The 26051-nt window shown below is 73.5% G+C and carries 21 protein-coding genes, 2 tRNA genes and 1 other RNA gene; 13 read left to right on the top strand and 11 right to left on the bottom strand.

All coding sequences use genetic code 11. From position 1 onward, the window contains the following. Positions 1-72: 72 nt before the first annotated feature. The 3 genes from ACZ55U_RS19460 to ACZ55U_RS19450 form a co-directional block, all read right to left on the bottom strand. Complete coding sequence (locus ACZ55U_RS19460) at positions 73-357, bottom strand: acylphosphatase (RefSeq protein ID WP_465527367.1); 285 nt, start codon at positions 355-357, stop codon at positions 73-75. Next, positions 354-1130: a DUF72 domain-containing protein gene (locus tag ACZ55U_RS19455; RefSeq protein ID WP_465527366.1), complete on the bottom strand. Its 777-nt coding sequence runs from the start codon at positions 1128-1130 to the stop codon at positions 354-356. Before ACZ55U_RS19455 ends, ACZ55U_RS19460 begins: the two co-directional genes overlap by 4 nt. A 202-nt stretch (positions 1131-1332) precedes the next feature. Then, positions 1333-1417, bottom strand: a tRNA-Ser gene (locus ACZ55U_RS19450). Between the two features lie 108 nt (positions 1418-1525). Here ACZ55U_RS19450 and ffs point away from each other — a divergent pair. The 10 genes from ffs to ACZ55U_RS19400 all read left to right on the top strand — a co-directional run bounded on the left by ffs (position 1526) and on the right by ACZ55U_RS19400 (position 11691). Further along, positions 1526-1622, top strand: an RNA gene (gene ffs, locus ACZ55U_RS19445) — signal recognition particle sRNA small type. A 66-nt stretch (positions 1623-1688) separates the two neighbouring features. Then, positions 1689-3848, top strand: coding sequence for a DNA polymerase III subunit gamma and tau (locus ACZ55U_RS19440; RefSeq protein ID WP_465527365.1), 2160 nt, complete (start codon positions 1689-1691; stop codon positions 3846-3848). 158 nt (positions 3849-4006) lie between these two features. Further along, entirely contained in the window at positions 4007-4345 is a 339-nt protein-coding gene (locus ACZ55U_RS19435; RefSeq protein ID WP_465527364.1) for a YbaB/EbfC family nucleoid-associated protein, read from the top strand. 250 nt (positions 4346-4595) lie between these two features. Then, positions 4596-5195 (top strand): recombination mediator RecR, encoded by a 600-nt coding sequence (recR, locus tag ACZ55U_RS19430; protein WP_350575393.1) that lies wholly within the window; start codon positions 4596-4598, stop codon positions 5193-5195. Then, positions 5188-5901 (top strand): DUF5063 domain-containing protein, encoded by a 714-nt coding sequence (locus ACZ55U_RS19425; protein WP_355259442.1) that lies wholly within the window; start codon positions 5188-5190, stop codon positions 5899-5901. Before recR ends, ACZ55U_RS19425 begins: the two co-directional genes overlap by 8 nt. 412 nt (positions 5902-6313) lie before the next feature. Continuing rightward, a complete protein-coding gene (locus ACZ55U_RS19420) occupies positions 6314-7594 on the top strand; it encodes an aspartate kinase (RefSeq protein WP_465527363.1) in 1281 nt (426 codons plus the stop codon). 57 nt (positions 7595-7651) lie between these two features. After that, positions 7652-8710, top strand: a complete 1059-nt coding sequence (locus ACZ55U_RS19415) for an aspartate-semialdehyde dehydrogenase (protein ID WP_465527362.1) — start codon at positions 7652-7654, stop codon at positions 8708-8710. Positions 8711-8978: 268 nt separating this feature from the next. Then, positions 8979-9524, top strand: a complete 546-nt coding sequence (locus tag ACZ55U_RS19410; RefSeq protein ID WP_350517356.1) for a SigE family RNA polymerase sigma factor — start codon at positions 8979-8981, stop codon at positions 9522-9524. Beyond that, positions 9517-10785 (top strand): hypothetical protein, encoded by a 1269-nt coding sequence (locus ACZ55U_RS19405; protein ID WP_465527361.1) that lies wholly within the window; start codon positions 9517-9519, stop codon positions 10783-10785. Before ACZ55U_RS19410 ends, ACZ55U_RS19405 begins: the two co-directional genes overlap by 8 nt. Before the next feature lie 120 nt (positions 10786-10905). Beyond that, on the top strand, positions 10906-11691 hold the full coding sequence (locus ACZ55U_RS19400) for an SURF1 family protein (protein ID WP_465527360.1): 786 nt from the start codon (positions 10906-10908) through the stop codon (positions 11689-11691). A gap of 22 nt (positions 11692-11713) precedes the next feature. Here the strand turns inward: ACZ55U_RS19400 and ACZ55U_RS19395 are convergent, their stop codons facing one another. The 3 genes from ACZ55U_RS19395 to ACZ55U_RS19385 form a co-directional block, all read right to left on the bottom strand. Further along, positions 11714-12391: a hypothetical protein gene (locus tag ACZ55U_RS19395; protein ID WP_465527359.1), complete on the bottom strand. Its 678-nt coding sequence runs from the start codon at positions 12389-12391 to the stop codon at positions 11714-11716. Then, entirely contained in the window at positions 12388-14256 is a 1869-nt protein-coding gene (locus ACZ55U_RS19390; RefSeq protein ID WP_465527358.1) for a S9 family peptidase, read from the bottom strand. The genes ACZ55U_RS19395 and ACZ55U_RS19390 overlap by 4 nt, the downstream gene beginning before the upstream one ends. Before the next feature lie 315 nt (positions 14257-14571). Next, positions 14572-14949 carry a nuclear transport factor 2 family protein gene (locus tag ACZ55U_RS19385; RefSeq protein WP_465527357.1) on the bottom strand — a complete coding sequence of 126 codons (378 nt, stop codon included), beginning with the start codon at positions 14947-14949 and terminating at the stop codon, positions 14572-14574. 246 nt (positions 14950-15195) lie between these two features. Between ACZ55U_RS19385 and ACZ55U_RS19380 the strand changes: the two genes are divergently transcribed. Then, positions 15196-17931 carry an AAA family ATPase gene (locus tag ACZ55U_RS19380; protein ID WP_465527356.1) on the top strand — a complete coding sequence of 912 codons (2736 nt, stop codon included), beginning with the start codon at positions 15196-15198 and terminating at the stop codon, positions 17929-17931. A gap of 232 nt (positions 17932-18163) precedes the next feature. Here the strand turns inward: ACZ55U_RS19380 and ACZ55U_RS19375 are convergent. From ACZ55U_RS19375 to ACZ55U_RS19360, 4 genes are all read right to left on the bottom strand, one after another. Then, positions 18164-18237, bottom strand: a tRNA-Pro gene (locus tag ACZ55U_RS19375). 100 nt (positions 18238-18337) lie between these two features. After that, entirely contained in the window at positions 18338-19282 is a 945-nt protein-coding gene (locus ACZ55U_RS19370; protein WP_465527355.1) for a metallophosphoesterase, read from the bottom strand. Further along, a complete protein-coding gene (locus ACZ55U_RS19365; RefSeq protein WP_465527354.1) occupies positions 19282-19983 on the bottom strand; it encodes a CGNR zinc finger domain-containing protein in 702 nt (233 codons plus the stop codon). Before ACZ55U_RS19365 ends, ACZ55U_RS19370 begins: the two co-directional genes overlap by 1 nt. Positions 19984-20056: 73 nt before the next feature. Then, a complete protein-coding gene (locus ACZ55U_RS19360) occupies positions 20057-21430 on the bottom strand; it encodes a helix-turn-helix domain-containing protein (protein WP_465527353.1) in 1374 nt (457 codons plus the stop codon). 655 nt (positions 21431-22085) lie between these two features. Between ACZ55U_RS19360 and ACZ55U_RS19355 the strand changes: the two genes are divergently transcribed. Beyond that, the gene (locus ACZ55U_RS19355) at positions 22086-22538 is read left to right on the top strand and encodes a GatB/YqeY domain-containing protein (RefSeq protein ID WP_465527352.1); all 453 of its coding nucleotides are present in this window, start codon (positions 22086-22088) and stop codon (positions 22536-22538) included. Positions 22539-22640: 102 nt separating this feature from the next. On the opposite strand, the gene ACZ55U_RS19350 is transcribed toward ACZ55U_RS19355, so the two are convergent. Beyond that, on the bottom strand, positions 22641-25043 hold the full coding sequence (locus ACZ55U_RS19350; protein ID WP_465527351.1) for a transglycosylase domain-containing protein: 2403 nt from the start codon (positions 25041-25043) through the stop codon (positions 22641-22643). Positions 25044-25466: 423 nt separating this feature from the next. Here ACZ55U_RS19350 and ACZ55U_RS19345 point away from each other — a divergent pair, with 423 nt between their 5' ends. Beyond that, complete coding sequence (locus ACZ55U_RS19345) at positions 25467-25790, top strand: WhiB family transcriptional regulator (RefSeq protein ID WP_030240986.1); 324 nt, start codon at positions 25467-25469, stop codon at positions 25788-25790. Positions 25791-26051: the final 261 nt, after the last annotated feature.

The following is a 26051-nucleotide window of genomic DNA, read 5'->3' as shown; positions in this document are numbered from 1 at the left end:
GACGAGGCGTCAACTTCGGACCGACCGGCCGCGCCGACCGATCAGCGGGCCGGAATGGCTTCGAGGCGGCGCCTATCCGGTCCAGGGGGTCGGGCGGATCTCGAAGCCCACGAGACCCTCGGGCTCCTCCTCGTGGACGCGGACCCGGTCCACCACGGCCGCGTACGGGCCGTGGTGTGCCCACGCGACCAGCTGTTCGACGGATGTGGCCTCGCCCTCGAACACGGCCTCGACCGTTCCGTCGGGAAGATTGCGCACCCAGCCGGCCACGCCGTGCTCCCGCGCAGTGCTCCGGCAGGTGTCACGGAAGTACACGCCCTGGACCTCACCGGAGACGATCAGCCGATTGCGGATCATGCCTGCCTCGCCGTCAGGTCCTGCGGCGTGCGGCTCACCGTCCGGCCGACCCTGGCGGCCGCGCGGGCGAAGGCGATGGCGTCGAAGGGAGCCGCACAGCCGAGGTCATTGTTGAAGTACGCGTACACGTCGGCCTGATCCGGCCAGGCCTCGGCGACCCTCGCCACCCAGGTGGCCAGTGACTGCCGGCCGTACCGGGGTGGCGGCTGCGCCAGGCCGGCGTGGAAGCGAAGGTAGCCCCAGCCGGCCGTCCGCCACAGCGGTGTGACCGGGCGTCCCCGCCGGTCCGCCCAGCAGAGGGTGGCGTCGCGCCGTTCGAGCACCGCCCGGATCTCCGGCACCCACCACGAGTCGTGGCGCGGTTCGACGGCCACCCTCACTCCGGCCGGGAAGCAGCCAAGGCAGTCGTCGAGGAGGTCGACGTCCGCCCGCAGTGTGGGTGGGAGCTGGAGCAGAACCGGTCCGAGCCGCGAGCCCAGCCCCTCGGCGGCCGACAACAGCCGCTGCACCGGTTCCCGGGGGTCGTGCAGGCGCTTGATGTGCGTGAGGTAACGGCTCGCCTTGACCGCCATCACGAACCCCTCCGGGGTCCGCTCCCGCCAGGCGGCGAAGGTCTCCGCCGGGGGCAGGCGGTAGAAGGCGTTGTTGTTCTCCACCGTGGAGAACAGCTGGGCGTACTCCTCCAGCCAGAGCCGCCGCGGCGTCCCCGGCGGGTACAGGACGTCACGCCAGTCGTCGTACTGCCAGCCCGAGGTGCCGACATAAAGGACCACACATCCATGGAAGCACGGAGAGCGCGCCCACTGGCCGGGGCCTTGGGACAGGGTCGTCGCCGTGGGCGCAGGTGCCGTGGAAGGGCCAACCGCACGCGAGGCGGCTCCCCACCGGGCCGGCACGTGGGCGAATCAGAGTTCCAAGAACGAGGGAACGACGAAGGCCCGGGCCGCAGTGAAGCGGTCCGGGCCTTCGTGAAGGCGGAGGATACGAGATTCGAACTCGTGAGGGGTTGCCCCCAACACGCTTTCCAAGCGTGCGCCCTAGGCCTCTAGGCGAATCCTCCGAGGGAGAGCTTAGTACATGTTTTGGGGTGGTCGCGACCACCTGTCTCGCAGGTGGGAGGGCGGGGGTTGCCTGTGGATCGTCGGGGCGGGGATCCGGTAGTGTGGGGGTCAGCCCCTCGTGTGGCGTCATCTCTCTGAACCCCCCCAGGGCCGGAAGGCAGCAAGGGTAGGAGGGCTCTGGCGGGTGCACGGGGGGTCTTTGCGTTCCCGGGGGCCGCCGGGGAGTGAGGGGCGACGCGTTTGTCGGTCCGTCCCGATATCGTCGGTGGTGTGTCCCTAGCCCTGTACCGCCGCTACCGCCCCGAGACCTTCGCGGAGGTCATCGGGCAGGAGCACGTGACCGCCCCGCTCCAGCAGGCCCTGCGCAACAACAGGGTCAACCACGCGTACCTGTTCAGCGGGCCGCGTGGCTGTGGCAAGACGACGAGCGCGCGCATCCTGGCCCGTTGCCTCAACTGTGAGCAGGGGCCGACGCCGACGCCCTGCGGAGAGTGCCAGTCCTGCCGGGACCTCGCGACCGGTGGGCCCGGGTCGATCGACGTGATCGAGATCGACGCCGCCTCGCACGGTGGCGTGGACGACGCGCGGGAGCTGCGCGAGCGGGCGTTCTTCGCGCCGGTGCACAGCCGGTACAAGATCTTCATCCTGGACGAGGCGCACATGGTGACCTCGGCCGGCTTCAACGCGCTGCTCAAGGTGGTCGAGGAGCCGCCGGAGCACCTGAAGTTCATCTTCGCGACCACCGAGCCGGAGAAGGTGATCGGGACGATCCGGTCCCGGACGCACCACTACCCGTTCCGGCTGGTCCCGCCCGGCACGCTGCGCGACTACCTGGCGGAGGTGTGCGGCCGGGAGGGCATCCGGGTCGAGGACTCCGTGTTCCCGCTGGTGGTCCGGGCCGGCGCCGGGTCGGTGCGTGACTCGATGTCGGTCATGGACCAGCTGCTGGCCGGGGCCGGCGAGGACGGCGTCACGTACCAGATGGCCACGGCGCTGCTCGGGTACACGGACTCCGCGCTGCTGGACGAGGTGGTGGACGCCTTCGCCGCGCACGACGGGGCGACGGTGTTCCAGGTGATCGACCGGGTGGTCGAGGGCGGGCACGACCCGCGCCGCTTCGTCACCGACCTGCTGGAGCGGCTGCGCGACCTGGTGATCCTGGCCACCGTGCCGGACGCGGGGGAGAAGGGGCTGATCGACGCCCCGGCCGACCGGGTCGCGGTGATGCAGGCGCAGGCGGACGCGTTCGGCGCGGCGGAGCTGAGCCGGGCCGCCGACATCGTCAACACGGGGCTGACGGAGATGCGCGGCAACTCGGCGCCCCGGCTCCAGCTGGAGCTGATCTGCGCCCGGGTGATGCTGCCGGGTGCGTACAGCGACGAGCTGTCGTTGCAGGCCCGGCTGGACAAGCTGGAGCGGCGGGCGACGGCGGGCGGGTTCGCCGCGCCGATGGCAGCCCCAATGGCGGCGCCGATGGCGGCTCCGGCCCCGATGGCAGAGGCGCCGACGGCACCCACCCCCGCCCCCGTGGCGCCGCCGGTGCAGCCCATGCCGGCGCAGCCCGCACCCGTGCAGGCTCCGCCGCCCGCTGCCGCGCCCGCCGGGCCGGCGCCGGGCGCCTGGCCGATCCCGCGCAGCTTCCCGCCCGCCGGCGCCCCCGCCGGTGGTGCCCCCGCGCCCGCCGCGCCGCCGCAGGCCGCTCCGGCCCCCGCCCCGGCTCCGGCCGCCCCCGTACCCGCTCCCGCCCAGGCGGCGGCCCCCGGCGGGCAGCCGTCGGCTGCCGCGCAGCAGGGCGCCGCGCAGGTCCGGCAGCTGTGGCCGCAGATCCTGGAGGCGGTGAAGAACCGCCGCCGCTTCACCTGGATCCTGCTCAGCCAGAACGGCCAGGTGGCCGGTTTCGACGGCAGCGTGCTCCAGGTGTCCTTCATCAACGCCGGTGCCCGGGACAGCTTCGTCAGCAGCAACAGCGACGAGGTGCTGCGCTCGGCGCTGGCCGACGCCCTGGGCGTGGACTGGCGGGTCGAGTGCATCATCGACCCGTCCGGCGGTGCCGGGGGCCCGGGCGGCGGCGCGCCGTCCGGTGGTGCGCTGTCCGGTGGTGCCCAGGGCGGTGGCGGCTGGGGAGCCCCGGCGCGTCCGGCGGCCGTCGCGCCGTCGATGCCCGCGCCCGCCCCGGCGCCCGTGCAGGCCGCGCCGGTCCAGGCCGCGCCGACGCCCGTCCAGGCTCCGCCCGCGCAGCCCGCGCCGGCGCAGGCCCCGCCGCCCGTGGCGGCCGCACCGCGCCCGCCGGTGCGGTCGGTGGCCCCGGAGGACGACATCCCGGAGGCGGACGACCCGGACCTCAAGGAGGACGTGTTCTCCGGCCAGGAGCTGATCATCCGCGAGCTGGGGGCGACGGTGCTGGAGGAGATCCACCACCAGGGCTCCTGAGCCGGGCCGCGGACCCGAAGCCGGGCCACGGCCCCTGAGCCGCCCCTGAGCCGCCCCTGATGCGGGCCCCGATCCGGGGCCCGTGCGGCACGCAGCACGTAGGCTCGGCGATGACGCACGAAGCACCGCAAGACAGCCGTGACAGCAAGGAGACAGCCGTGTTCCCCGGTGGTGGCCAGCCCAACATGCAGCAGCTGCTGAAGCAGGCGCAGAAGATGCAGCAGGATCTCGCGAAGGCCCAGCAGGAGCTGGCCGAGACGAAGGTGAACGGTACGGCGGGCGGCGGCCTGGTCGAGGCGACGGTGACCGGAGCCGGTGAGCTGGTGGCGCTGACCATCGCCCCGGCGGCCGTGGACCCGGAGGACACCGAGACCCTGGCCGACCTGGTCCTGGCAGCCGTCCGCGACGCCAACCAGGCCGCGCAGAAGATGCAGGCCGAGCGCATGGGCCCGCTGACCCAGGGCCTGGGCGGCGGCATCCCAGGCCTGCCGTTCTGACGGCCCGGCCCGCCGTCCTGACGCTCTGCCGTTCCGATGTTCTGCCGTTTGTTCTGCCGTTCCGATGGTCCGATGCTCAGGTGTTCTGATGCTGCTCTGACCTCGGATTCTTGGGGCCAGAGGGTCTGAAGTTCAGACAATGGACCCATGTGATTTATATGGGAGTCGGGCGTCGGGCGCTGTGTCCGACGCCCGATTCGTTGGATGATGGCACCGGAGCACCACCGACCATCCGAGGGAAGGCGCGACGTTGTACGAGGGCGTGGTTCAGGACCTGATCGACGAACTGGGCAGACTGCCCGGCGTCGGGCCCAAGAGCGCGCAGCGGATCGCCTTCCACGTGCTGCAGGCCGACCCGACCGACGTCCGGCGGCTCGCCCACGCGCTGCTGGAGGTCAAGGACAAGGTCCGCTTCTGCGTGGTCTGCGGCAACGTCGCGGAGGCCGAGCAGTGCCGGGTCTGCCTGGACCCGCGCCGCGACCTCGCCGTCATCTGCGTGGTCGAGGAGCCCAAGGACGTCGTCGCCATCGAGCGCACCCGTGAGTTCCGCGGCCGCTACCACGTGCTGGGCGGCGCGATCAGCCCCATCGAGGGCGTCGGCCCGGACGACCTGCGCATCCGCGAGCTGCTGTCGCGCCTCGCGGACGGCACGGTCACCGAGCTGATCCTGGCCACCGACCCCAACCTGGAGGGGGAGGCGACCGCCACCTACCTGGCCCGGCTCTGCAAGCCGATGGGCCTGAAGGTGACCCGTCTGGCGAGCGGCCTGCCCGTCGGCGGGGATCTGGAGTACGCGGACGAGGTCACCCTCGGCCGCGCCTTCGAAGGGAGACGACTGCTCGATGTCTGACCGGACGATCAACCAGCAGCCCCACACCCCCCACCAGCAGTCCCACGGGGAACCGGGGGCCCACGCCCCGCACACCCACGGCCACGGTTCGGAGCCGGACGACTTCGCCGTGCAGATCGCCGACTCGGTGGAGAGCTTCGTGCTCGCCGTCACCGAGGTCGCCAAGGGGGACGAGCCGGGCAGCGCGGTCTCGCTGCTGCTCCTGGAGGTCTCGCAGCTGCTGCTGGCCGGCGGCCGGCTGGGCGCGATCGAGGACGTCGTCCCCGAGGACCGCTTCGAGCCCGACGCGGGCCCGGAGCCGGACGGCGAGCAGCTGCGCGAGCGCCTCGCCGAGCTGCTCGCGCCGATCGACGTCTACCACGAGGTCTTCGACCCGTACGGTCCGCCGGAGAAGCCCAACGCCTTCCGTATCTCGGACGACCTGGCCGGTGTGGTCAGCGAGCTCCAGCACGGCCTGACCCACTACCGCGAGGGCCGGGTCAGCGAGGCGCTGTGGTGGTGGCAGTTCTCGTACCTCTCCAACTGGGGCACGACCTGCACGGCGGTGCTGCGGGCCCTCCAGTCGCTGATCGCCCACGTCCGGCTGGACAGCCCGATCGGCGCGGTGCCGGACGGCGCGGACACCGACGACGACGGGCTCACCGACGAGCAGCTGGAGCAGCAGGCGGGCGACCTGATGGCGGCGGAACTCGGCCTCGGCCGATGAGCCGATGAGCCGATGAGCCATTGAGTCGATAAGCCACCAAGGGGCGGGCAAGGGCGGACACGAGGCGGCACCCGCGGACACGAGGCGGCACCCGCAGAGCGGTGGCCGGCATTCCGCGAATGCGCCCGCGCATTGTGACGAATGCCTCAGCGGGTCGGCCGGAAAAGTAAATCCGGCCGGATCGCCACCCCGCGATCCGCCGATTCTCCGGAGCGGCACCGAATCGCCCGCAGACCTGCCGGTGGAGCCCCTCGCACCGCCGCCCACGTGCTGAAACTACCGTCTCACCATATGGAAAGCGCCGGTCGGAGCACCCTTGCTCGGTAGACTGACGACGACCGCACCCCCCTCTCCCCAGGGGGGTACGGGGGCCGTCAGCCCCCGGAAAAAGACTTCGAGTCGAGGAGCGCACGTGGGCCTTGTCGTGCAGAAGTACGGCGGCTCATCCGTTGCGGATGCCGAAGGCATCAAGCGCGTGGCCCGCCGAATCGTTGACGCCAAGAAGGCCGGCCATGAGGTCGTCGTCGTGGTGTCCGCGATGGGCGACACGACGGACGAGCTCATCGAACTCGCGGAGCAGGTGTCACCGCTGCCTGCCGGCCGTGAGTTCGACATGCTGCTGACCGCTGGAGAGCGCATCTCCATGGCGCTGCTGGCCATGGCGATCAAATCCCTGGGGCACGAGGCGCAGTCCTTCACAGGCAGCCAGGCCGGGGTCATCACCGACTCCGTCCACAACAAGGCACGCATCATCGACGTCACGCCCGGCCGCATCCGCACCGCCCTGGACCAGGGCAACATCGCGATCGTGGCCGGTTTCCAGGGCGTCTCCCAGACCAGCAAGGACATCACCACGCTGGGCCGGGGCGGCTCGGACACCACCGCCGTCGCGCTCGCCGCCGCCCTCAAGGCCGAGGTCTGCGAGATCTACACCGACGTGGACGGCGTGTTCACCGCCGACCCACGCGTGGTGAAGAAGGCGCGCAAGATCGACTGGATCGCCTACGAGGACATGCTGGAGCTGGCCTCGTCCGGCTCCAAGGTGCTGCTCGACCGCTGTGTGGAGTACGCCCGGCGCTACAACATCCCGATTCACGTACGCTCGTCCTTCTCGGGTCTTCCCGGGACGATCGTCAGCAACGACAACCCGAACAAGCCCGAAGGGGGCGAGATGGAGCAGGCCATCATCTCCGGAGTCGCCCACGACACCTCCGAGGCCAAGGTCACGGTCGTCGGCGTGCCCGACAAGCCGGGCGAGGCGGCGCGCATCTTCCGTGCCATCGCCGACGCCGAGGTCAACATCGACATGGTGGTGCAGAACGTCTCCGCCGCGTCGACCGGCCTGACCGACATCTCCTTCACCCTGCCCAAGACCGAGGGCCAGAAGGCCATCGACGCGCTCGGCCGGGTCAAGGAGGGCATCGGCTACGAGTCGCTGCGCTACGACGACGCGATCGGCAAGATCTCGCTGGTCGGCGCCGGCATGCGCTCCAACCCCGGCGTCACCGCGACCTTCTTCGAGGCGCTGTCCGCCGCGGGCGTCAACATCGAGCTGATCTCCACCTCCGAGATCCGCATCTCGGTGGTCACCCGCGCCGACGACGTGCCGGAGGCCGTCCGGGCCGTGCACAGCGCCTTCGGCCTGGACAGCGAGAGCGACGAGGCCGTCGTCTACGGCGGCACCGGGCGATGACCCGGAGGCGGAACGGAGGCGCCGGGCGATGACCCGGGCACCGGGCCGGGACGCCGGGTGACGGCCCGGCGTCCGAACCTCGCCGTCGTCGGCGCCACCGGCGCGGTCGGCGAGGTGCTGCTCGGCCTGCTCTCCCTCCGCCAGGACGTCTGGGGCGAGATCCGGCTCGTCGCCTCCCCTCGCTCGGCCGGCCGTGAGGCGGTGGTGCGCGGGGAGGCCGCCGAGGTCGTCCCGCTGTCCGAGGAGGCCTTCGCGGGGATCGACGTCGCGGTGTTCGCCGTGCCCGACCGGGTCTCCGCCCAGTGGGCGCCGATCGCGGTGGCCAAGGGCGTCGTGGTGATCGACGACTCGGCCGCCTTCCGCACCGCCGACGACGTGCCGCTGGTCGTCCCGGAGGTCAACGCGGCCGCGCTGCGGATCCGCCCGCGCGGCATCGTCGCCAGCCCGGCCGGCACCACCCTCGCGATGATCGCGGCGGTCGGCGCGCTGCACGCCGAGTACGGGCTGGCCCAGCTCGTGGTCGCCTCCTACCAGGCCGCCGACGGCGAGGGCCGGGCCGGCGAGGCGGCGCTGCGCGCGCAGACCGAGCTGGTGGCGGGTGCCCAGGTCGGCCGGCAGACCGGCGACCTGCGCGCGCTGATCGCCGACCAGGGGCCGTTCGCCGCCCCGCTCGCCCTCAACGCGGTGCCCTGGACCGGCGGGCTGCGCGAGGGCGGCTGGTCCGCCGAGGAGGCGGGCATCCGCGACGAGTCCCGCAAGGTCCTCGGCCTGCCCGCGCTGAAGGTCTCGGCGACCTGCGTCCACATCCCGGTCGTCCGCACCCACGCGCTGGCCGTGCACGCGCGGTTCGAGCGCGAGGTCACCCGGGAGCACGCCCAGGAGATCCTGCGGGACGCGCCCGGCGTGGTCCTCTACGACGACCCGTCGGCGGGCGAGTTCCCGACGCCGAACGACGTGGTCGGGACGGACCCGGTCTGGGTCGGGCGGGTCCGGCGGGCGATGGACGAGCCGGAGGCGCTGGACCTCTTCCTGTGCGGGGACAACCTGCGCAAGGGGGCGGCGCTCAACCTGGTGCAGCTCGCGGAACTGGTGGCCGCGGAGCTGACGGGGCAGTAGCCGGGAGCGGGCCCGGGTCCGCACCCGTGTCCATACCTGTGTCCGCTCCTCGACACAATCCGTCCGGAATCCCGGGGGAATCCCCTGGAGGCCTCTTCCACCGATGCGGAAGAATGGGCCCCGGGCCGGGCAACCATGACAGGGGATCGAGTGTCCAACGTGCGTGGCGAACGTGATGGTGGGGGCAAGGACGGGCATTCCGGCGAGAGCCGCGATGGCCTTCCCGTCGCGCGCCCCGTGGCCTGTGAGTAGGCCGGAAGAAGACCTGATGACGGCGGCCGCACCCGGTGCGGCGGACTCCGGCGCCGGTACCGACGCGGGTACCAGCGAGGACCTGCTCACCGAGACCTACCAGGCGCACTACCGCTCGCTGCTGCGGCTTGCCGCGCTGCTCCTGGACGACCTCTCCACCTGCGAGGACGTCGTCCAGGAGGCGTTCATCCGGGTGCACGCCGCCCGGCGACGGGTGCGCGAGCCCGAGAAGACCCTCGCCTACCTGCGGCAGACGGTCGTCAACCTGTCCCGCTCCACGCTGCGCCGCCGCATCCTCGGACTGCGGCTGCTGCCGAAGCCCATGCCTGACATGGCCAGTGCAGAAGAAGGTGCCTACGATGCCTTGGAGCGCGACCAGTTGAAGGCCGCTCTTCGGGGTCTGCAACGCCGTCAGCGGGAGGTTCTGGTGCTGCGTTACTTCGTGGACATGACGGAGGCGCAGGTCGCCGAGACCCTGGGCATCTCGCTCGGCTCGGTGAAGGCCTACGGCTCGCGCGGACTCGCCGCCCTGCGCGTCCAGATGGAGGCCGGACATGGCTGAGGCTGACGGCGGTCGGCGGCGGCCCGCGGCGGGGTCGGCGGCGGGGTCGGCGGGGTCGGCGGCCGGGGCGCAGGGGGCGGCGGCCGGGGCGGGCCGCGGCGCCGGTCGGGCGCCGGATCCCTCGGAGGTCCCGGACCTGTCGGACCTCTCGGCGCTGTCCGCCGAGGAACGGGCGCTGCGGGAGCTGATGCACGGTGCCGTCTCCGGGATCCAGCCCTCGGCGGGCGGGCTGCCGCGCATCCGGCGGGCGGTGCCCCGCCGACGGGCCGCGAGGCGGGGAGCCTGGACCGGTGCGGCCGCACTCGCCTTCGTCGTCGCGATCGGCCTGCCCGTCCTGCGCGAGGGGGAGCACCTCGGGCTCTCCGGCGGTCCCGGCTCGGCCGACGTCAAGGGCCCGGCCGCCACCTCACCCAGCGGCGCCGCCGGCACCGACGGCGCCGGTACGGCCTCGCACACCGGCCCGAGCGGCACCGGCGGGGCCACGCCGCCGGTGCCGGCCGCCGCCTCACACGCCCCCGGCGGCGTGGCGACGGCCGCACCCGGCGGCGGCACCACGTCCACCGGCAGCTCCGGCGCCGGCGGCGGAATCGTCCCGCTGTGCGCCAGGGCGGACCTCGGGGAGGGCGCCGCGCAGGTCGGCACGGCCGACGGCGCCGGGCGGATCTACGGCTCCTTCACCGTCTACAACGTCTCCGGGCGCAGCTGCCGGCTCGGCGGTCCCGGCTCGGTGGAGGTCACCGCCGTCAGCGGCGGCGACCGAGGCCGCGTCCGCACCGCCGACCACGCCCCGGGCGATCCGGCCGTCGGCCTGCCCGCGGTGGACGCGGAGCCGCCGGTGCTCGCGCCGAGGGCCGGGTACCGGGTGCCGTTCGCCTGGGTCCCCGACCAGGCCTGTACCGGCTCCGGCACCGTGGCCGGCCCGTCCAACGGCGTCAACCAGGCGCGTCTGCGCTCGGACGTCCCCACCACCGGGTCCGGCGCCCCGGCGTCCGGCTCCAGCGGCGTGCCCAGCTCCAACCCGCAGGCCTCCTCGTCACCGTCGGCGGGCCCCAGCACGGACTCCAGCCCGACCGCCTCCCCGAGCGGCAACCCGCCCACCGCGCCGGCGACCGCCACCCTCGCCCACACCCCCGCCCCGGGCAGCCCGGCGGTCGCCACGGCGACGCTGCCGGTGCCGTGCAGCGGCACGGTCTACCGGGGCGGGGTCCAGGGCCTGGACGGGGCGGCGCCGCAGCCGTCGGGCTCGCCGACGGCGGGGTGACCCCTCCGGGGCTGACCACCTCGGGCGCCCGCCTCGGGTGACCGCCGCGGGCACTGAGACCGGGGTCGTGGCGCGGGGCCCGGGGGCCGGACGGGTGTGAGGAGTGGTTACCGTGGGGGTGTGTACCGGTTCCTCCTGACTCCCCGCTGGCTCGGCGGCACCGTCCTGGCCGTGGCGGCCGTGGCGGTCTGCCTGTGGCTGGGCTCCTGGCAGCTCGGCCGCTTCGAGGACCGGGTGTCCACGCACCAGGAGACCAAGCAGTCCGTCACCGCCGCGGGGGACGCCCGGCCGATCGACGCCCTGCTCAACCAGGCGACCCCGCAGGTGAACACGGAGACCGTCGGCAAGGCCGTGACGGTGACCGGCAGCTACGACACCGAGCACCAGCTGCTCGTCCCCAACCGCGTGCTGGACGGCAGGCAGGGCTACTACGTGCTCACCCCGCTGCGCACCGCCGACGGGCACGCCGTCGCCGTGGTGCGCGGCTGGGCGCCCGGGGAGCCGGGCGCGGGCGCCGCCGGGGCGCCGCCGAGCGGGCAGGTGACGGTGACCGGGCGCCTCCAGGCCAACGAGGGCGCGGGCAGCAACGGCGCGGTGGCGGGCGGCCTGCCCGCCGGGCAGCTGGGCATGATCAACCGGGCGTCGCTGCTGAACGTGCTGGAGTACGACGGCTGGTACGACGGCTGGGTGGCCGCCGACGACGCGCCCGCCGGGCTGACCCCCGTCCCGACCGTGCAGCCGCAGGGCGGGGACGGGCTCACCCTGCGGGCGTTCCAGAACCTGGGCTACACCCTGGAGTGGTTCGTCTTCGGCGGCTTCGTGGTCTTCATGTGGTTCCGGCTGGTCCGCCGCGAGGCGGAGGCGGAGCAGGACCGGGCCCTCGGGCTGGACCCGGTCCTGGAGTGACCGACCGCTCTCCGGTCCTTCCTCAGCGCTTCGGCGGGGTCGGCAGGGCCGGTGCCGGAGCCGACTTGGCCGGCGGCAGGGGCGCAGTGGGCGTCGGTGTCGGTGTCGGTGTCGGTGCCGGGAACGGGAGCTGAGTCGGCGAGGACGAGTCGGTGGGCAGCGGCGTCGGGTCGCTGTGGCAGTGGCCCTTGCCGTTGCCGCCGGAGGTGCCGTCGGAGTCGTAGTGGTCGATGTGGTGGTGCACGGTGCGACCGGTCTTGGACCCCTTCGACCCCTTCGAGCCCGAGGAGCCGCTGGACCCCTTCGAGCCCTTGGCGAGTTCCACGGTCCCGTCCGAGGTGCTGTCCGAGGCGCTTACCACGGTCCCGCCCACGGTCCCGTCCGAGGCGCTTACCGCGGTCCCTCCCGCGCCGTCCGGCTGGTACGCCGCGAGCCGGACGGCCGTACCGGCGCCCACCGCGCTCGCCTTGGTCGCGGTGGCGAGCGGGGTGGCGAGCGAGGCGGCACCGGCGGCGGGAGCCGCGGGTGTGGCGGGTACGGCCGGAACCGCGGAGCCGGTGGGCACCGCGGCCGAGGGGCTCGGCGCCGCCGGGCCCACCGGGGGCGGGCAGGCGGCGCCGTTCTGCTGCGATCCCGAGCAGCCGGTGAGCACCAGGGCTCCGGCCACCGCCACCCCCGCGAACGCCGGCAGACGTCTCACTCCGTGCCCCCGGCGCCGCTCGCGCCGGCCTCCGCCGACGCCGCGGGCAGGTGCCGCCGGACGAAGTCGATCTCCAGCCGGAGCTGCTTGATCCGCTCCTCCACCACCAGCGAGCCGTGCCCGGCGTCGTACCGGTACACCTCGTGGGGCTTGCCGAGCTCCTTCAGCCGCTCGACGTAGTTCTCGATCTGCCGGATCGGGCAGCGCGGGTCGTTGACGCCGGCGCTGATGTACACCGGCACCCGGACCTGCTCGACGTAGGTCAGCGGCGAGGAGGCGGTGAAGCGCTCCGGGACCTCCTCCGGGGTGCCGCCGAACAGCGTGCGGTCCAGCGACTTGAGCGCCTCCATCTCGTCGGCGTACGCGGTGTGGTAGTCCGCGACCGGGACGGCGGCGACGCCGAGGGCCCAGTTCCCGGGCTGGACGCCGAGGCCGAGCAGGGTCAGGTAGCCGCCCCAGCTGCCGCCGGTGAGCACCAGCCGCGCCGGGTCGGCGAGGCCGCTGGCGACCGCCCACTCGCGGACCGCCGCGATGTCCTCCAGCTCGATCAGGCCGACCCGCTCGTGCAGCGCGTCCGTCCAGGCCTGGCCGTAGCCGGTCGAGCCGCGGTAGTTGACCCGGACCACCGCGAAGCCGTGGTCCAGCCAGGCGGCCGGACCGGCGGCGAAGGCGTCGCTGTCGTGGTGGGTCGGGCCGCCGTGGATCTCGAACACCGTCGGGTACGGGCCCCGGGCGGGCGTCGTCGGCCGCTGCACCAGCGCGTGCACCCGGCCGCCGGGGCCGTCCACCCAGACGTCCTCGACCGGCACCGAACGGGGCGGCACCGAACCGGGCGCCCGCAGCACCACCGTCCCGGCGGTGGAGCGGACGGCGGAGGGCTCGGCGGCGGAGGACCACAGGTACTCGACGGTGCCGTCCGGGCGGGCGGTGGCGCCGCCGACGGTGCCGCGCGGGGTGTCCAGCCTGGTCAGCCGGCCGTCGGCGAGCGTGTACGAGAACAGCTCGCTGCGCGCCTCGTACTCGTGTTCCACCAGCAGTTCCGCGGCACCCGGCCGCCACTGGGCGGAGACGTCGCCGGGCAGCTCGCGGCCCTGCTCGTCGCGCAGCGGGAGGGCGGTCTCGGTGCCGGTGGCGACGTCCCAGATCATCGGCTCCCAGCGGCCGGTGCGCTGGTGGGCGACCAGCAGGCGGGTGTCGCCCTCGACCGGTGCGAAGCCCAGGCAGGCGACGCCGCGCGGCTCGTCCCGGCCGGTCACCTCGTCCAGTTCGGCGACGGTCTCGACGCCGCCGGTCCCGGTGAGGCGGACGACCCGGATCGCGGAGTGCATCGCGTCGCCGTGCTCGGTGTGGTCGATGGCGAGCAGCGTGCTGTCGTGGCTGAGGTCGCCGACGCCGCCGTACTCCGCGTGCCGGTAGATCTCGACCGGTTCGGCGCTGCCGGGGCGGCGCAGGTGCAGGGTGGTGCCGTCCTCGTCGGTGGAGCGGCCGACGACCACGGTGCCGTCGCGGCCGAGGGCCAGACCGGCCGAGTAGGAGGGGGCGAGGCCGGGCACGGCTTCCTCGTCCGGGCCGCCCGCGAACGGCTGGCGGCGCCAGACGCCGAACTCGTCGCCGTCGTTGTCGTCGAACCACCAGACCCATTCGCCGTCGGGGGACAGCTCGGCGTCGGTGGTGCCGTTAGGGCGGTCGGTGACCTGGCGGTGGGCGCCGGTGGCGCGGTCCCAGGCGTAGACCTCGTAGGTGCCGGTGGCGTTGGACACGTACAGCGCCCGGTGGGGGGCGTCCTCGGCCCAGTCGGGCAGGGACACCCGTGCTGCCCGGAACCGCTGCTCCCACGCCGGTACGGCGCTCTTCTCCTCACTCATCCGACCATCCAACCCGATCGGGGGGAGGGAAGGGAACGGGCGGGTGGGGCTCGGCCGGGCCACCGGGGCGCCGGGGGTCCGTTCGGGGGGCGGTCGGGGGCGTCGGCGTGGCGGCCGGGGGACGCCGGGCGGGGCGGGATCGGCGGCGCGGGCCGGGGCACCGGCCGGGGCGTCCAGGAACGCTCGGCCGGGTGCCCGGGCTCCGGCCCCCGGGCACCCGGCGCCGCTGCCCTCGGGGTGCCCGGCGGGCCACGCCGCTGCCCTCGGGCGCCCGGCACGCGGTCTCCGGGCGCCCTGTGGCCGGTGTGCGGCCCCTCAGGCGCCCGGCACGCGGTCGAGGAAGCCGTACACCGCGCCGATCAGGCCGTCCGGGGTGGCCGTCAGCACGTCGAAGCCGATCACCACCGGCTCCTCGCCGGCCGGGCCGAGGTTCCAGGTGAAGCGGGCGATGTCGTGGTGGGCGTCCACCGGGCCGAGGGTGAACTCCAGCCCCGGGAACTGGGCCTGGGCGGCGCCGATCAGCGCGTCGATCGCGTCCCGGCCGGCCACGGCGGCCAGCGGGTCGGTGTAGCGGCCGTCCTCGGCCCACGCCTCGTCGATGAGCTTGCGGCGGGCCGCCGGGTCGGTCTCGTTCCACACCGCGAGGTAGCGCTCGGCGAGCTGCTGGAGGGCGGCGGTGGTGATCTCGGTCATCGTCATCTCCGGTGTTCCGCTGGGTGGTCGTCCGGGTCGCTCCCGGTGCTCACCACGGTAGGGACGGGCGGGCGGCGGCGAATCCGTCACGTATCGGTACCGGGGTACGTAGCTCGGTACCGGGGTGCGCAGCTCGGTACCGGGGACGTGGCTTCGGCCGGGGTACGTGGCTTCGGCCGGGGAACACCGGCGCGCGGTGCCCCGGCCCCCGGCCGGCGCGCGGGGCGGATCGGTAGGGTCGGGGGCATGCTGTACGGGAGGGAAAGCGAACAGGCCGCCGTGGACGGACTGTTGGACGGCGCACGGGCCGGCCGCAGCGGGGCCCTGCTGCTCAGGGGCGAGGCCGGCATCGGCAAGACCGCCCTGCTGGACGACGCCGTCGTACGGGCGGGGGCGGCGTTCCGGGTGATCCGGGCGGCCGGCGTCGAGTACGAGGCCGAACTGCCGTACGCGGGGCTGAGCCTGCTGCTCACGCCCGGCCTGGACCGGCTGGACGCCCTGCCCGGGCCGCAACGGCGGGCGCTGGAGGCGGCGTTCGGGCTGGCGGAGGACGGCGAGTTCCCCGAGCGACCCGCCGACCGCCTGCTGGTCGGGCTCGCCACCCTCGGACTGCTCGCCGAACTCGCCTCCGACCAACCGCTGTTGTGCGTCCTGGACGACGTGCAGTGGCTGGACCGGGCCTCGCTGGACGCCCTGCTGCTGGCCGCCCGGCGGTTCCAGGCCGAGGGGGTGGCCCTGCTGCTCGCCGCCCGTACCGGAGGCGGAGCCGGTGCCCCGGCGGAGCGGCGGCTGGGCCTGCCCGAACGGGAGGTGACCGGCCTGGCCGAGGCCGACGCCACCCGGCTGCTGGTCCGACGGGTCGGCCCGGACCTGCCCCCGGCCGTCCGCGACCGGCTGCTCGCCGAGGCGGCCGGCAACCCGCTGGCGCTCACCGAACTCCCGGTCGTGGCCGGGCCGCAGCCGGGTGCCACCGGCGGGCTGCCGCTCACCAGCCGGCTGCTGATCGCCTTCCACGGCCAGGTCACCGGCCTGCCCGCGGCCACCCAGACGCTGCTGCTGGTCGCCGCCGCCGAGGAGAGCGGGTCGCTCGACGTCGTCCTGCCGGCCGCTGCCGCCCTCGGCGTCACCGCCGAACACCTCGCTCCCGCCGAGGAATCCGGCCTGGTGACGGTCGCACCCGACCGCCGGATCGCCTTCCGGCACCCGCTGTTGCGCTCGGCGGTCCTCCAACGGGCGCCCCACCACCAGAAACTGGCGGTGCACCGGGCCGTCGCCGGGGCGCTGCCGGACGGCGACCGCCGCACCTGGCACCTCGCCCTGGCCGCCACCGGCCCCGACGCCGGCCTCGCCGACGCGCTGGAACGCGCCGCCGTCCGCGCCGAGCGCCGCGGCGGCCACGGCGGAGCCGCCGCGTACGAGCGCGCCGCCCGGCTCACCCCGGACCGCGACGGCGCCACCCGCCGACTCGTCCTGGCCGCCGAATCAGCCATCGAAGAAGGCGAGTTGGAGCGGGCCGAGGCGCTCGCCGAGGAGGCCGCCGCCCGGACCGGCGACGTCCTGGCGCAGGCCCTGCTCGACCAGGTCCGGGCCGCCGCGCACTTCTGGCGCGGCGCGCACCCGACCGCCCACCGGCTGCTGCTCGACGCCGCCGGTGCCGACATCGACCCGCGCTACGCCGCCCGGATGCTGTTCCAGGCCTTCCACGCCGCCTGGTACGTCGGGGAGGAGCCGGTGGCCGCCGTCCTGGACCGCCTGGCGGCCCTGCCGCTGGCCGACGACGACCCCCTCGCCCCGCTCGCCCGCCACCTGCCCGCGGCCGTCCTGCCCGCGCTCGGCCGGCCCGCCGCGCCGCTCCCGCCCGTCCACGAGGTGGCCGAGGCCGCCCGCCGGGCCGGCGCCGAGAGCCCGGTCGACCTCGTCCAGCTGTGCGGCGCCACGCTCGTCCTCGGACGCGACGAGGAGACCGCCGAACTCGCCGCCGAACTGGTCGCCGAGGCCCGCGCCAAGGGCACCGTCGGCGTGATGCCCACCCTCCGCTTCTTCCAGGCCGAGGCCGAACTCTTCCACGGCCGGCACCGCGACGCCGAAGTCACCGCCACCGAGGCCCTCGGCCTCGCCCGGGACACCGGTCAGCACCAGTGGGTCAGCCAACTCACCGCGCTGCTCGCCTGCCTGGCCGCCCTCGACGGCCGCGCCGACCGCTGCACCGAACTCGCCGCCGCCGCCCTCGCCGCCACCGGCCCGCAGACCGCCGCCCCCGCGGCCGGGCTGCCCTGGACCCAGTGGGCGCTCGGCCTGCTCGACCTCGGCCACGGCCGCGCCGGCGACGCCGCCGACCGGCTGCACACCCTCACCACCGGCCCGCACCGGCACCACGTCAGCGCCACCCGGGCCGTCCCCGACCTGGTCGAGGCCGCCGTCCGCCTCGGCACCCCCGAACGCGCCGCCGAACCGTACGAGCGCTTCGCCCGCTGGGCGGCCGCCACCGACCGCCCCTGGGCCGAGGCCCTCCGGCTGCGCTGCCAGGCCCTGCTCGGCCCCGACGAACTCGCCGAGTCCGCGTACCAGGCCGCCCTCGCCCGCCACGAGACGGCCCACCGCCCCTTCGAGCAGGCCCGCACCGCCCTCCTCTACGGCGAATGGCTGCGCCGCACCCGCCGCCGCACCGACGCCCGCCCCCACCTGCGCGCCGCCCTGGAGACCTTCGAGCGCCTCGCCGCCCACCCCTGGGCCGCCCGCGCCCGCACCGAACTCTCCGCCACCGGCACCCCGGCCCCGGCCCCCGGCACCCCCACCGGCGCCCCGGCGTCCCCCCTCACCCCTCAGGAACTCCAGATCGCCCGCCTCGCCGCCCAGGGCCTCACCAACCGCGACATCGCCGCCCAGCTCTTCCTCAGCCCCCGCACCGTCGCCCACCACCTCTACAAGGCCTACCCCAAGCTCGCCATCACCTCCCGCACCGAACTCCCCACCACCCTCTGAGGCCCGACGCGCGGGACGGGGCCGGGGCTCCCCGCGTGCGGGAGCGGGCGCACGACGGGCGGCGCGGTGAACGGCCAGGGAAGTGATCGGCACGCCACTGAGGACGGGTCACCGAAGGCCCCCGGGAAACTCCGGGTCGGAATTCTCCCGGAATTCCTCCCGAGGCCTTCGGGAGAAACAGTCAGGGCCGGTGTCCCTTGCGGGACACCGGCCCTGAGCTGGTGTTACTGGGTCGGGGTGGCGGGATTTGAACCCACGGCCTCTTCGTCCCGAACGAAGCGCGCTACCAAGCTGCGCCACACCCCGGTCTTGCGGTTTGTCGCTCCGTCTCCTTCGCGACGAGTAGAACTCTACCGGACGCTCGCCGAGACACGAAATCCGGTTTCGGGCGGGCGTCCGGCGGGGGTCAGCGGGGGGCCGGGGTGAGGGTGAGGAGGGTGGCTTCGGGCGGGCAGGCGAAGCGGACGGGGGTGTAGCGGTTGGTGCCGCAGCCGGCCGAGACGTGGAGGTGGGAGCGGTGGCCGCCGGCGGTGTGGGTGGAGAGGCCCTTGACCCGGCGGGTGTCGATGTCGCAGTTGGTGACCAGGGCGCCGTAGAAGGGGATGCAGAGCTGGCCGCCGTGGGTGTGGCCGGCCAGGATCAGCGGGTAGCGGTCGGCGGTGAAGGCGTCGAGGACGCGCAGGTAGGGCGCGTGGACGACGGCGAGGGAGAGGTCGGCGTCGGCGGAGGGGCCGCCGGCGACCTCGCTGTAGCGGTCGCGGCGGATGTGGGGGTCGTCGAGGCCGGTGAACTCCAGGTCGAGCCCGTTCACGGTGAGCCGGCCGCGGGTGTTGGTGAGGTCGAGCCAGCCGGCCCCGTCGAAGCCGTCGCGGAGCTTCTCCCACGGGTTGTGGACGGCGCCGGTGATGCCGCGGCGCGCGGTGCCGTCGGGGTTGTTCATGCCGTGGACGCCGCTGCGCATGGCCTTGAGGTAGCGCGCGGGGTTCTTGCGGGCCGGGCCGTAGTAGTCGTTGGAGCCGAAGACGTAGACGCCCGGGAACTCCATCAGCGGCCCGAGCGCGTCGAGGGTGGCGGGGACGGCGAGCGGGTCGGAGAGGTTGTCGCCGGTGTTGACCACCAGGTCGGGGCGCAGGCCGGCCAGGCTCTTCAGCCAGCGCTGCTTCTTGCCCTGCCCGTTCACCATGTGGATGTCGGACACCTGGAGGACCCGGATCGGCCGGGCGCCGTGCGGAAGGACGGGCACCTCGATCCGGCGGAGGCGGAAGGCCCGGACCTCGTACCCGACGGAGTAGGCGAGGCAGGCGGTTCCGGCGGCGGCGATGCCGAGGGGAACGGAGTACAGCGGTCGCATCAGGCCATGCTCTCAGACGGTCGATCAGCTTGTGCACGCCCGGAGTCGGCGGTGCGGGAGGGGGAGCCGGGCACCTCCTCGGACTCGCGGCGGGCACGCAGCGCGCGGACCTTGTGGCGGTTGCCGCAGCGCTCCATCGAGCACCAGCGCCGCCGTCCGGGCCGCGAGGTGTCGACGAAGATCAGCCGGCAGTCGTCCGCGCCGCACTCCCGGACCCGGCCCGCGTACGGGCCGGTGAGCAGGGCGATGGCGTCGCGGGCGAACGTGGAGGCCAGCTGCGTGCCGTCGGCGGGCAGCGGGGCGGCGGCGGTGCCGTCCGGGGAGATCCGGGGGACCAGCGGCGGGTGTTCGGCGGCCCGGTTGAGGACGGCGTGGTCCTCGGGCCCGCCCACGCCGCCGTGGGCGCGGGCGGCGGCGAGGCGCCAAAGCGCGTCGCGCAGGACGCGGACGGCGGTGAGCTCGGCGGGGGAGATCCGGACGGCGTCGGCGGGCAGCCGCAGTCGGGACCGGGGGAGCCAGGCGGCGAGGTCGGCGGGCCGGTGCAGCACCTCGTACCGGGCGGACGGGCCCGGGCCGCCGGTGGTGAGCAGTTCCAGGCAGAGGGCGCCGGGATCGAAGTGGAAGCGGCTGCCCGCGGGGGTGGTGAGGACCAGCCCGGGCTGGTCGGTGCTCCGGGCGGCCGCGTCGTCTCCGTCGGTCATACGGCCAGGATAGGTGTAACCGGCTTGTCGGGTTACGGAGGAGGAGAAGGAGGAGGGGCGACGGCGGCCGGGCTCAGGCCGGAACGGCGTTGACGTACTCCCGCATCATCCGGGGCACCCGGTACGCGTACCGGTGGCCGCGTTCCACCTGGACGACGGAGAAGTCGACCAGCTCGGCCAGGAGGTCGAGGTCGCGGGACGGCTCCCGGCCACCCTCCACCGGCTCCCGGCCGCCGCCCACCACCTCCCGACCACCGTCGACCAGCCCCCGCCGGACGTCGTCGATGGAGAACTCCTCCGGGAGCCGGCAGAGCCGTGCGAGCCCCCGGCGCTGCCGCTCGTCGAGCAGCCCGTACGCCCAGGCGAGGCTGCGGTGCAGCGAGCGGTGGTGGGAGAGCCCGCCCACCTCCTCCTGGCCCAGGACCGGCAGCACCCGGGACTCCTCGACCAGGACGTGCAGCGGCACCGAGCGCATCCGGACGGCGGCGTTCTCGATCGCGAGCGCCAGGCCGCCCAGCCGTCGGCAGAGCTCGACCACCTGCGGCATCTGGTCGCGGAGGTCCAGCGTCGGGACGACCGAGCGCACCCGGCGGCAGAACAGTTCGGCGGCGGGCGGGCAGCCGTGGGGGCCTTCCGGACGGTCGACCGGCAGCGGCGACACCTCCCACAGGTCGGCGGGGAGCCCGGCGGGTGCCCGGAGCGAGGTGATCAGGATGTGGAGCGCCGGGTATCGCTCCAGCAGCGCCCGGACCTGCCCGGCCACCGTGTCGATGACGTGCTCGGCGTTGTCGACGACCAGCAGCATGCGCGGCTCGGGGGCGGTCCGGGAACCCCGGTCGAGGCCCCGGACGTCGCGGTCGAGGCCCCGGAGCAGGGAGGCGAGGGCTTGCCGGGCCTGGGCCGAGGCGGCTGCCGGGTCGACGGCCTCAGGGGTGACCGAGCCGAGTTCCAGGACCGCGACGCCGTCCCGGAGGCCGTCCAGCAGATGGGCGGCCGCGTCCAGCGCCAACCGGGTCTTGCCGACCCCGGCCGGCCCGGTGAGCACCAGCGGGCGGCCCGGCCGCAGGGTGGTGACGATGTGCCGAAGGTCGGCCCGGCGGCCGACGGTGACGTCCGTCTTGGGGCGCAGCCCCTGCCACCGGGCGTCCTCCGGAACCTCGACGACGCGGGCCGGCGGCGTGGGCTCTGGCCGGACGGGCGGTGGCCCGGCCGGGGTGCCGGCGGTGACGGCGGGGGACAACGAGGACTCGTCCGGGTGGATCGCGTCGGAGAACAGGGCCCCCACCAGGAGTTCGACGGAACTTCGCCGTGGATTCTTGATGGCGCCGGTTTCCAGATTTCGAATGGTCCGGACGCTGACGGTGGAGCGCTCGGCTAATTGCTCCTGGCTCCAGCCGATCGTCCGTCGCCGGTTCACCAACATCGAGCGGAGCTGATTGCTGTCCATTCCCCGTGCTTCCTGCCGTCGTGAGCAGAATACGAGCGTGAATTCGGAGTGCCGTTTCGCGGTGCCGGTCACCCGGACGGCGACCGCCGCCGACCGGGTGCGGCGCCCGCGGGGTTCCGGGGGCGGGATGCTTCGGTGGCGTGGGGCGGCGGTGGTGGTGGAAGATGGTTGCGGAACGAAGTGTCAGGAGTGTTGCGGCGGTTTATCGCCGTTGTTAGCAGCGGCCTTCCGGGGTGCTGTGAGGCGTCATCGAGGTGCGTCGAGTGATGCGCGAGCGAGTGTACTACGGGAATTATTTCTGCCGAGTGGACGCAATGTGTTGATTTCCGATCCGGTGCCGGAGGCCCGTGCCCGGTCCGGCGATTCTCGGCGTTTCGGTCGATATCGTGCGGGCAAGGTCGGCCACCCTGGCCGAATCCCGCCGCCGGGCTCCTGCGGCCGGCCGGGGCGTCGACTGTTCACAGACGGAGAACCGGACCGGACCGAACCGGACCGAACCGGACCCGACCTGACCAGGGCCGCCGTCACCGACGCGCCGCCCGGCGGAGGCCGGTCCCCGGCTGCCGGGGCATACTCGTTCATCTGCGGAAACCCCGGTGGATGCCCGCTGGAAACCTGGTTGAGCCCGCCTACAGCCGAAGGATAAGAAGAGGAAATGACAACGCTCAAGGAGCAGCTGCACGAGGACCTCACGGCTGCCATCAGGGACCGGGACGAACTGCGCTCGTCCACCATCCGGCTCACGCTGGCCGCCATCACCAGCGCCGAGGTGGCGGGCGAGCAGAAGCGCGAGCTGTCCGATGACGAGGTGCTGAAGGTGGTCGCCCGCGAGGCGAAGAAGCGCCGGGAGGCGGCCGAGGCCTTCGACAACGCCGGCCGTACGGAGCAGGCGGCCCGGGAGCGGGCCGAGGGCGAGCTGCTGGCGACCTACCTGCCCAAGCAGCTCTCGGACGAGGAGCTGGCCGCGATCGTCGCGGCCGCCGTGGCCGAGAGCGGCGCGAGCGGTCCGCAGGGGATGGGCGCGGTCATGAAGCTGGTGAAGCCCAAGGTCGACGGTCTGGCCGAGGGCGGCCGGGTCGCCGCCGCCGTGAAGGCCGCCCTGGCCTGATCCGTCCTGGCCTGACCCACACGCCGGCCCGGCCCGGCCCGGTCACGCCGAAGGGGCGCCCTCCGCACTGGAGGGCGCCCCTTTCCGGCAGCTGGAGCAGGCTCAGCCGTTCCCGTTGCCGCCTCCGTGGCGGCCACCGTTCCCGTTCCCGTTCCCGTTCCCGTTCCCGTTCCCGGGCATCGGCGGGAGGGTGAACCCGCCGGGCAGTCCTGTGGGCAGCCCACCGGGCAGACCGCCGGGGCCACCGGCGTTGCCGGGGTTGCCGCCCTGACCCTGCCCCGCGCCCTGCCCCTGCTGCGGCGGCGGGGGGTTGCCGGCCGGCTGGGTGTTCTGGTCGGACGCCGGGGTCGTGTTGGTGCTCGCCGGCGGGGTGGCCGCCTGCATGTCCGGGATGTTCGCGGTGGGCAGCTGCTCCACCGGGGAGCCCTTCAGCGCCTGGTTCATCGCCATGCGCCAGATCGGACCGGGGCCACCGGCGCCGAAGACCTCGGGGAAGTAGTTCGGGCCGATCTTGATGTTCTTCATCGGCACACCGCCGGCCGGGCCGCCGAGCCAGACCGAGGTGGCCAGCTGCGGGGTGTAGCCGCTGAACCAGGCGGCGCGCTTCTCGTCCGAGGTACCGGTCTTGCCGGCGATCGGGCGGCCGTCGTCCAGGCCGAGGTCCTTGCCGGTGCCCTTCTCGGTCACGCCGCTCAGCACGGTGTTCAGGGCGTCGGCGGTGCTCTCGGAGAAGGCCTGGCTGCACGCGGACTGCGGGACCGGGACCTCCTTGCCGTCCACCGTGGTGATCTTGTTGATCGCGATCGGGGAGCAGTACTTGCCGCGCGCGGCGAAGGTCGCGTAGACGTTCGCCATGGTCAGCGGGGACATCTCCTGCACGCCGAGGCCCATCGAGGGGACCTCCTCAAGGGGCTTGCCGCTCGCCTTGGCGGTGATGCCCAGCTTGTTGGCCATCTGCTTCACCGGGCAGAGGCCCATCTCGGCCTCCATCTCGACGAAGTAGGTGTTGACCGACATCGCCATGGCCGTCTTGAGGTCGTACGGGCCGACCTCGGAGGCGCTCTCGTTGGGCACGGTCCGGGCCTTGCCCTTCTCCGTGTTCTTCCAGGTGCCCTCGCAGGTCTTCATCGTCGGCCACTCGATGCGGTTCTCCGACTTGTACTGCTGGGTGGCCGGGATGCCGTTCTCCAGCGCGGCGGCGGCCACGATCGGCTTGAAGGTCGAGCCGGGCTGGAAGCCGTTGCCGCCGCCCATCGCCGCGTCGACGTTGAGGTTGACGACGGTCTGGTTCTTGTTGCCGTCCAGGCCGTACGGGCGGGTCTGGGCCATCGCGAGGATCTTGCCGGTGCCCGGCTCCATCATGGTCGCGGCGGCCGACACCGGGTCGGTGACGTAGACCAGCTTGGTCACCGCGTTCTGGGCCGCGGCCTGCTTGTCCGGGTCCAGCGTGGTGTAGATGTTCAGGCCGCCGGTGTCCCAGAGCTTCTTGCGCTCCTCGGCGCTCTTGCCGAACACCGGGTCCTGCTTGACCACGTGGCGGACGTAGTCGCAGAAGAAGCCCATGCCGGCCTGGGCGGTGATGCAGCCGTTCTGCGGGTCCTTGTACTTCAGGCCCAGCGGGGCGGCCTTCGCCTCCTTCGCCTGGTCGGCGGTGATGTGCTTGTTCTCCAGCATCTTGTCGATCACGACGTTGCGGCGCTTGACCGTGTTGTCGGGGTAGCGCACCGGGTCGAAGGACGACGGGTTCTGCACCATGCCGGCCAGGGTGGCGGCCTCGGCGATGGTCAGGTCCTTGTTGCTCTTGCTGAAGTAGCGCTGGGAGGCGGCCTCGACCCCGTAGGCCTGGTGGCCGTAGAAGGTGATGTTGAGGTAGTTGGTGAGGATCTGGTCCTTGGACAGGTCCTCCTCCAGCTTGATGGCGACCTTCAGCTCCTGAATCTTGCGGCCCAGGGTCTTGCGCTGGGCCTCCAGGACGGCCGCCTGGTCGTCGCCGGCCTTCTCCACGTTGACGTTCTTGACGTACTGCTGGGTCAGCGTGGAGGCGCCCTGCGAGGTGGTGCCGCTCTCCGCGTTCTTGCTGATCGCGCGCAGGATGCCCTTGAGGTCGACGGCGCCGTGCTCGTAGAAGCGGGCGTCCTCGATGTCCACCTGGGCGTGCCGCATGAACGGCGACATCTGGTCGGCGGTCAGGACCGTGCGGTCGCGCTCGTAGACCTTGGCGATCAGGCCGCCCTTGGCGTCGAAGATCTGGGTGGCCTGGGTGAGCGGCGGCGTCTTGAAGTCGTCGGAGATGTTGTCGAAGCTGTCCGCGGTGTCCTTGGCGGTCAGCCCGATGGCGCCGACGGCGGGCAGGGCGAGACCGGCCAGCAGGACGCCGGAGAGCACGCTGACGCCCAGGAACTTCATGCCGTTGCTCGCGTGCTCGGACGCTGATCCGCCGGTCCTGCCGCGCGGAGCTCCGGCGTTGCCTGGGGGCTGGGATGCCTGGGGGCTCTTCGGTGCCATGAGGAGAACCCTACGCCGCGGAATCCCACGCACCGGGGCAGGTGTTCGCCTAGGCTTGTCACAAGCTTGCGACAGCTTCGGTGCGTCAACATCATTCACTCTTGTGGGCGAGGAGACTTGCCCGAATTGCCCTGCGATGACTGGGTTTTGAGGCAGCTGTGGCCTGCTGTGCCCGTGTGGCCGGTCGCGCTCCGTGACGGCGCCTGTGGCGAGAGTGGGGGCTCCGCTCCTGGCAAGGGGTGCGACCTGCGATCACTCCAACGAGTGAGCTGATCGCCACCCATAGTCCGATCGGGTCATTCGAGATTGAGCCCGAAGGGGCTGTTGCAAGCTGTCGTTCTTCCGTAACGTCCTCAACTGGCAACGGTGAATATGCCGTTGCCGCCGTGGGGGAGCCTCGATACGGGAGAGGACGGCGCCGGCATGGGCTGGGTAGACGACTGGAGTGCGCAGGCCGCCTGTCGCACGAGTGATCCGGACGAACTGTTCGTCCAGGGGGCGGCACAGAACCGCGCGAAGGCGGTGTGCAGCGGCTGTCCGGTCCGGACGGAGTGCCTCGCGGACGCGCTGGACAACCGGGTGGAGTTCGGGGTGTGGGGCGGGATGACGGAACGCGAGCGCCGCGCGCTGCTGCGCCGTCGCCCGACGGTCATCTCCTGGCGGAGGCTGCTGGAGACGGCACGCACCGAGTACGAGGAGTCCCTCGCGACCGGCGTGATACTGACGGACTACGCGCAGGCGGGCTGAGCCCGGCCGCACCATGCGGTCCGGGCCGGTCGGCCCCGCGGGCGAAGGCCGCACCGCGTGATCACGCCGTGCGGGCCACACCGTCGTGGACTGGCGTCATGCGGACCGCGCCGCGTGGACCACCTCGCGTGGCCACACCATGCGGACCGCGCCGCGACCACGCGGACTAGGGCCTGTTTCAGAAGTGGATCAAGGTCGTGAGATGATCACGTTCCATGGCTCGGGGAGATCTGACGGACGCCCAATGGGCGGTGCTGGAAC

This window comes from Kitasatospora sp. NPDC034533 (assembly GCF_055575155.1).
The sequence above is the reverse complement of the archived record's forward strand: the minus strand, read 5'-3'. Positions and strand labels throughout refer to the sequence as shown.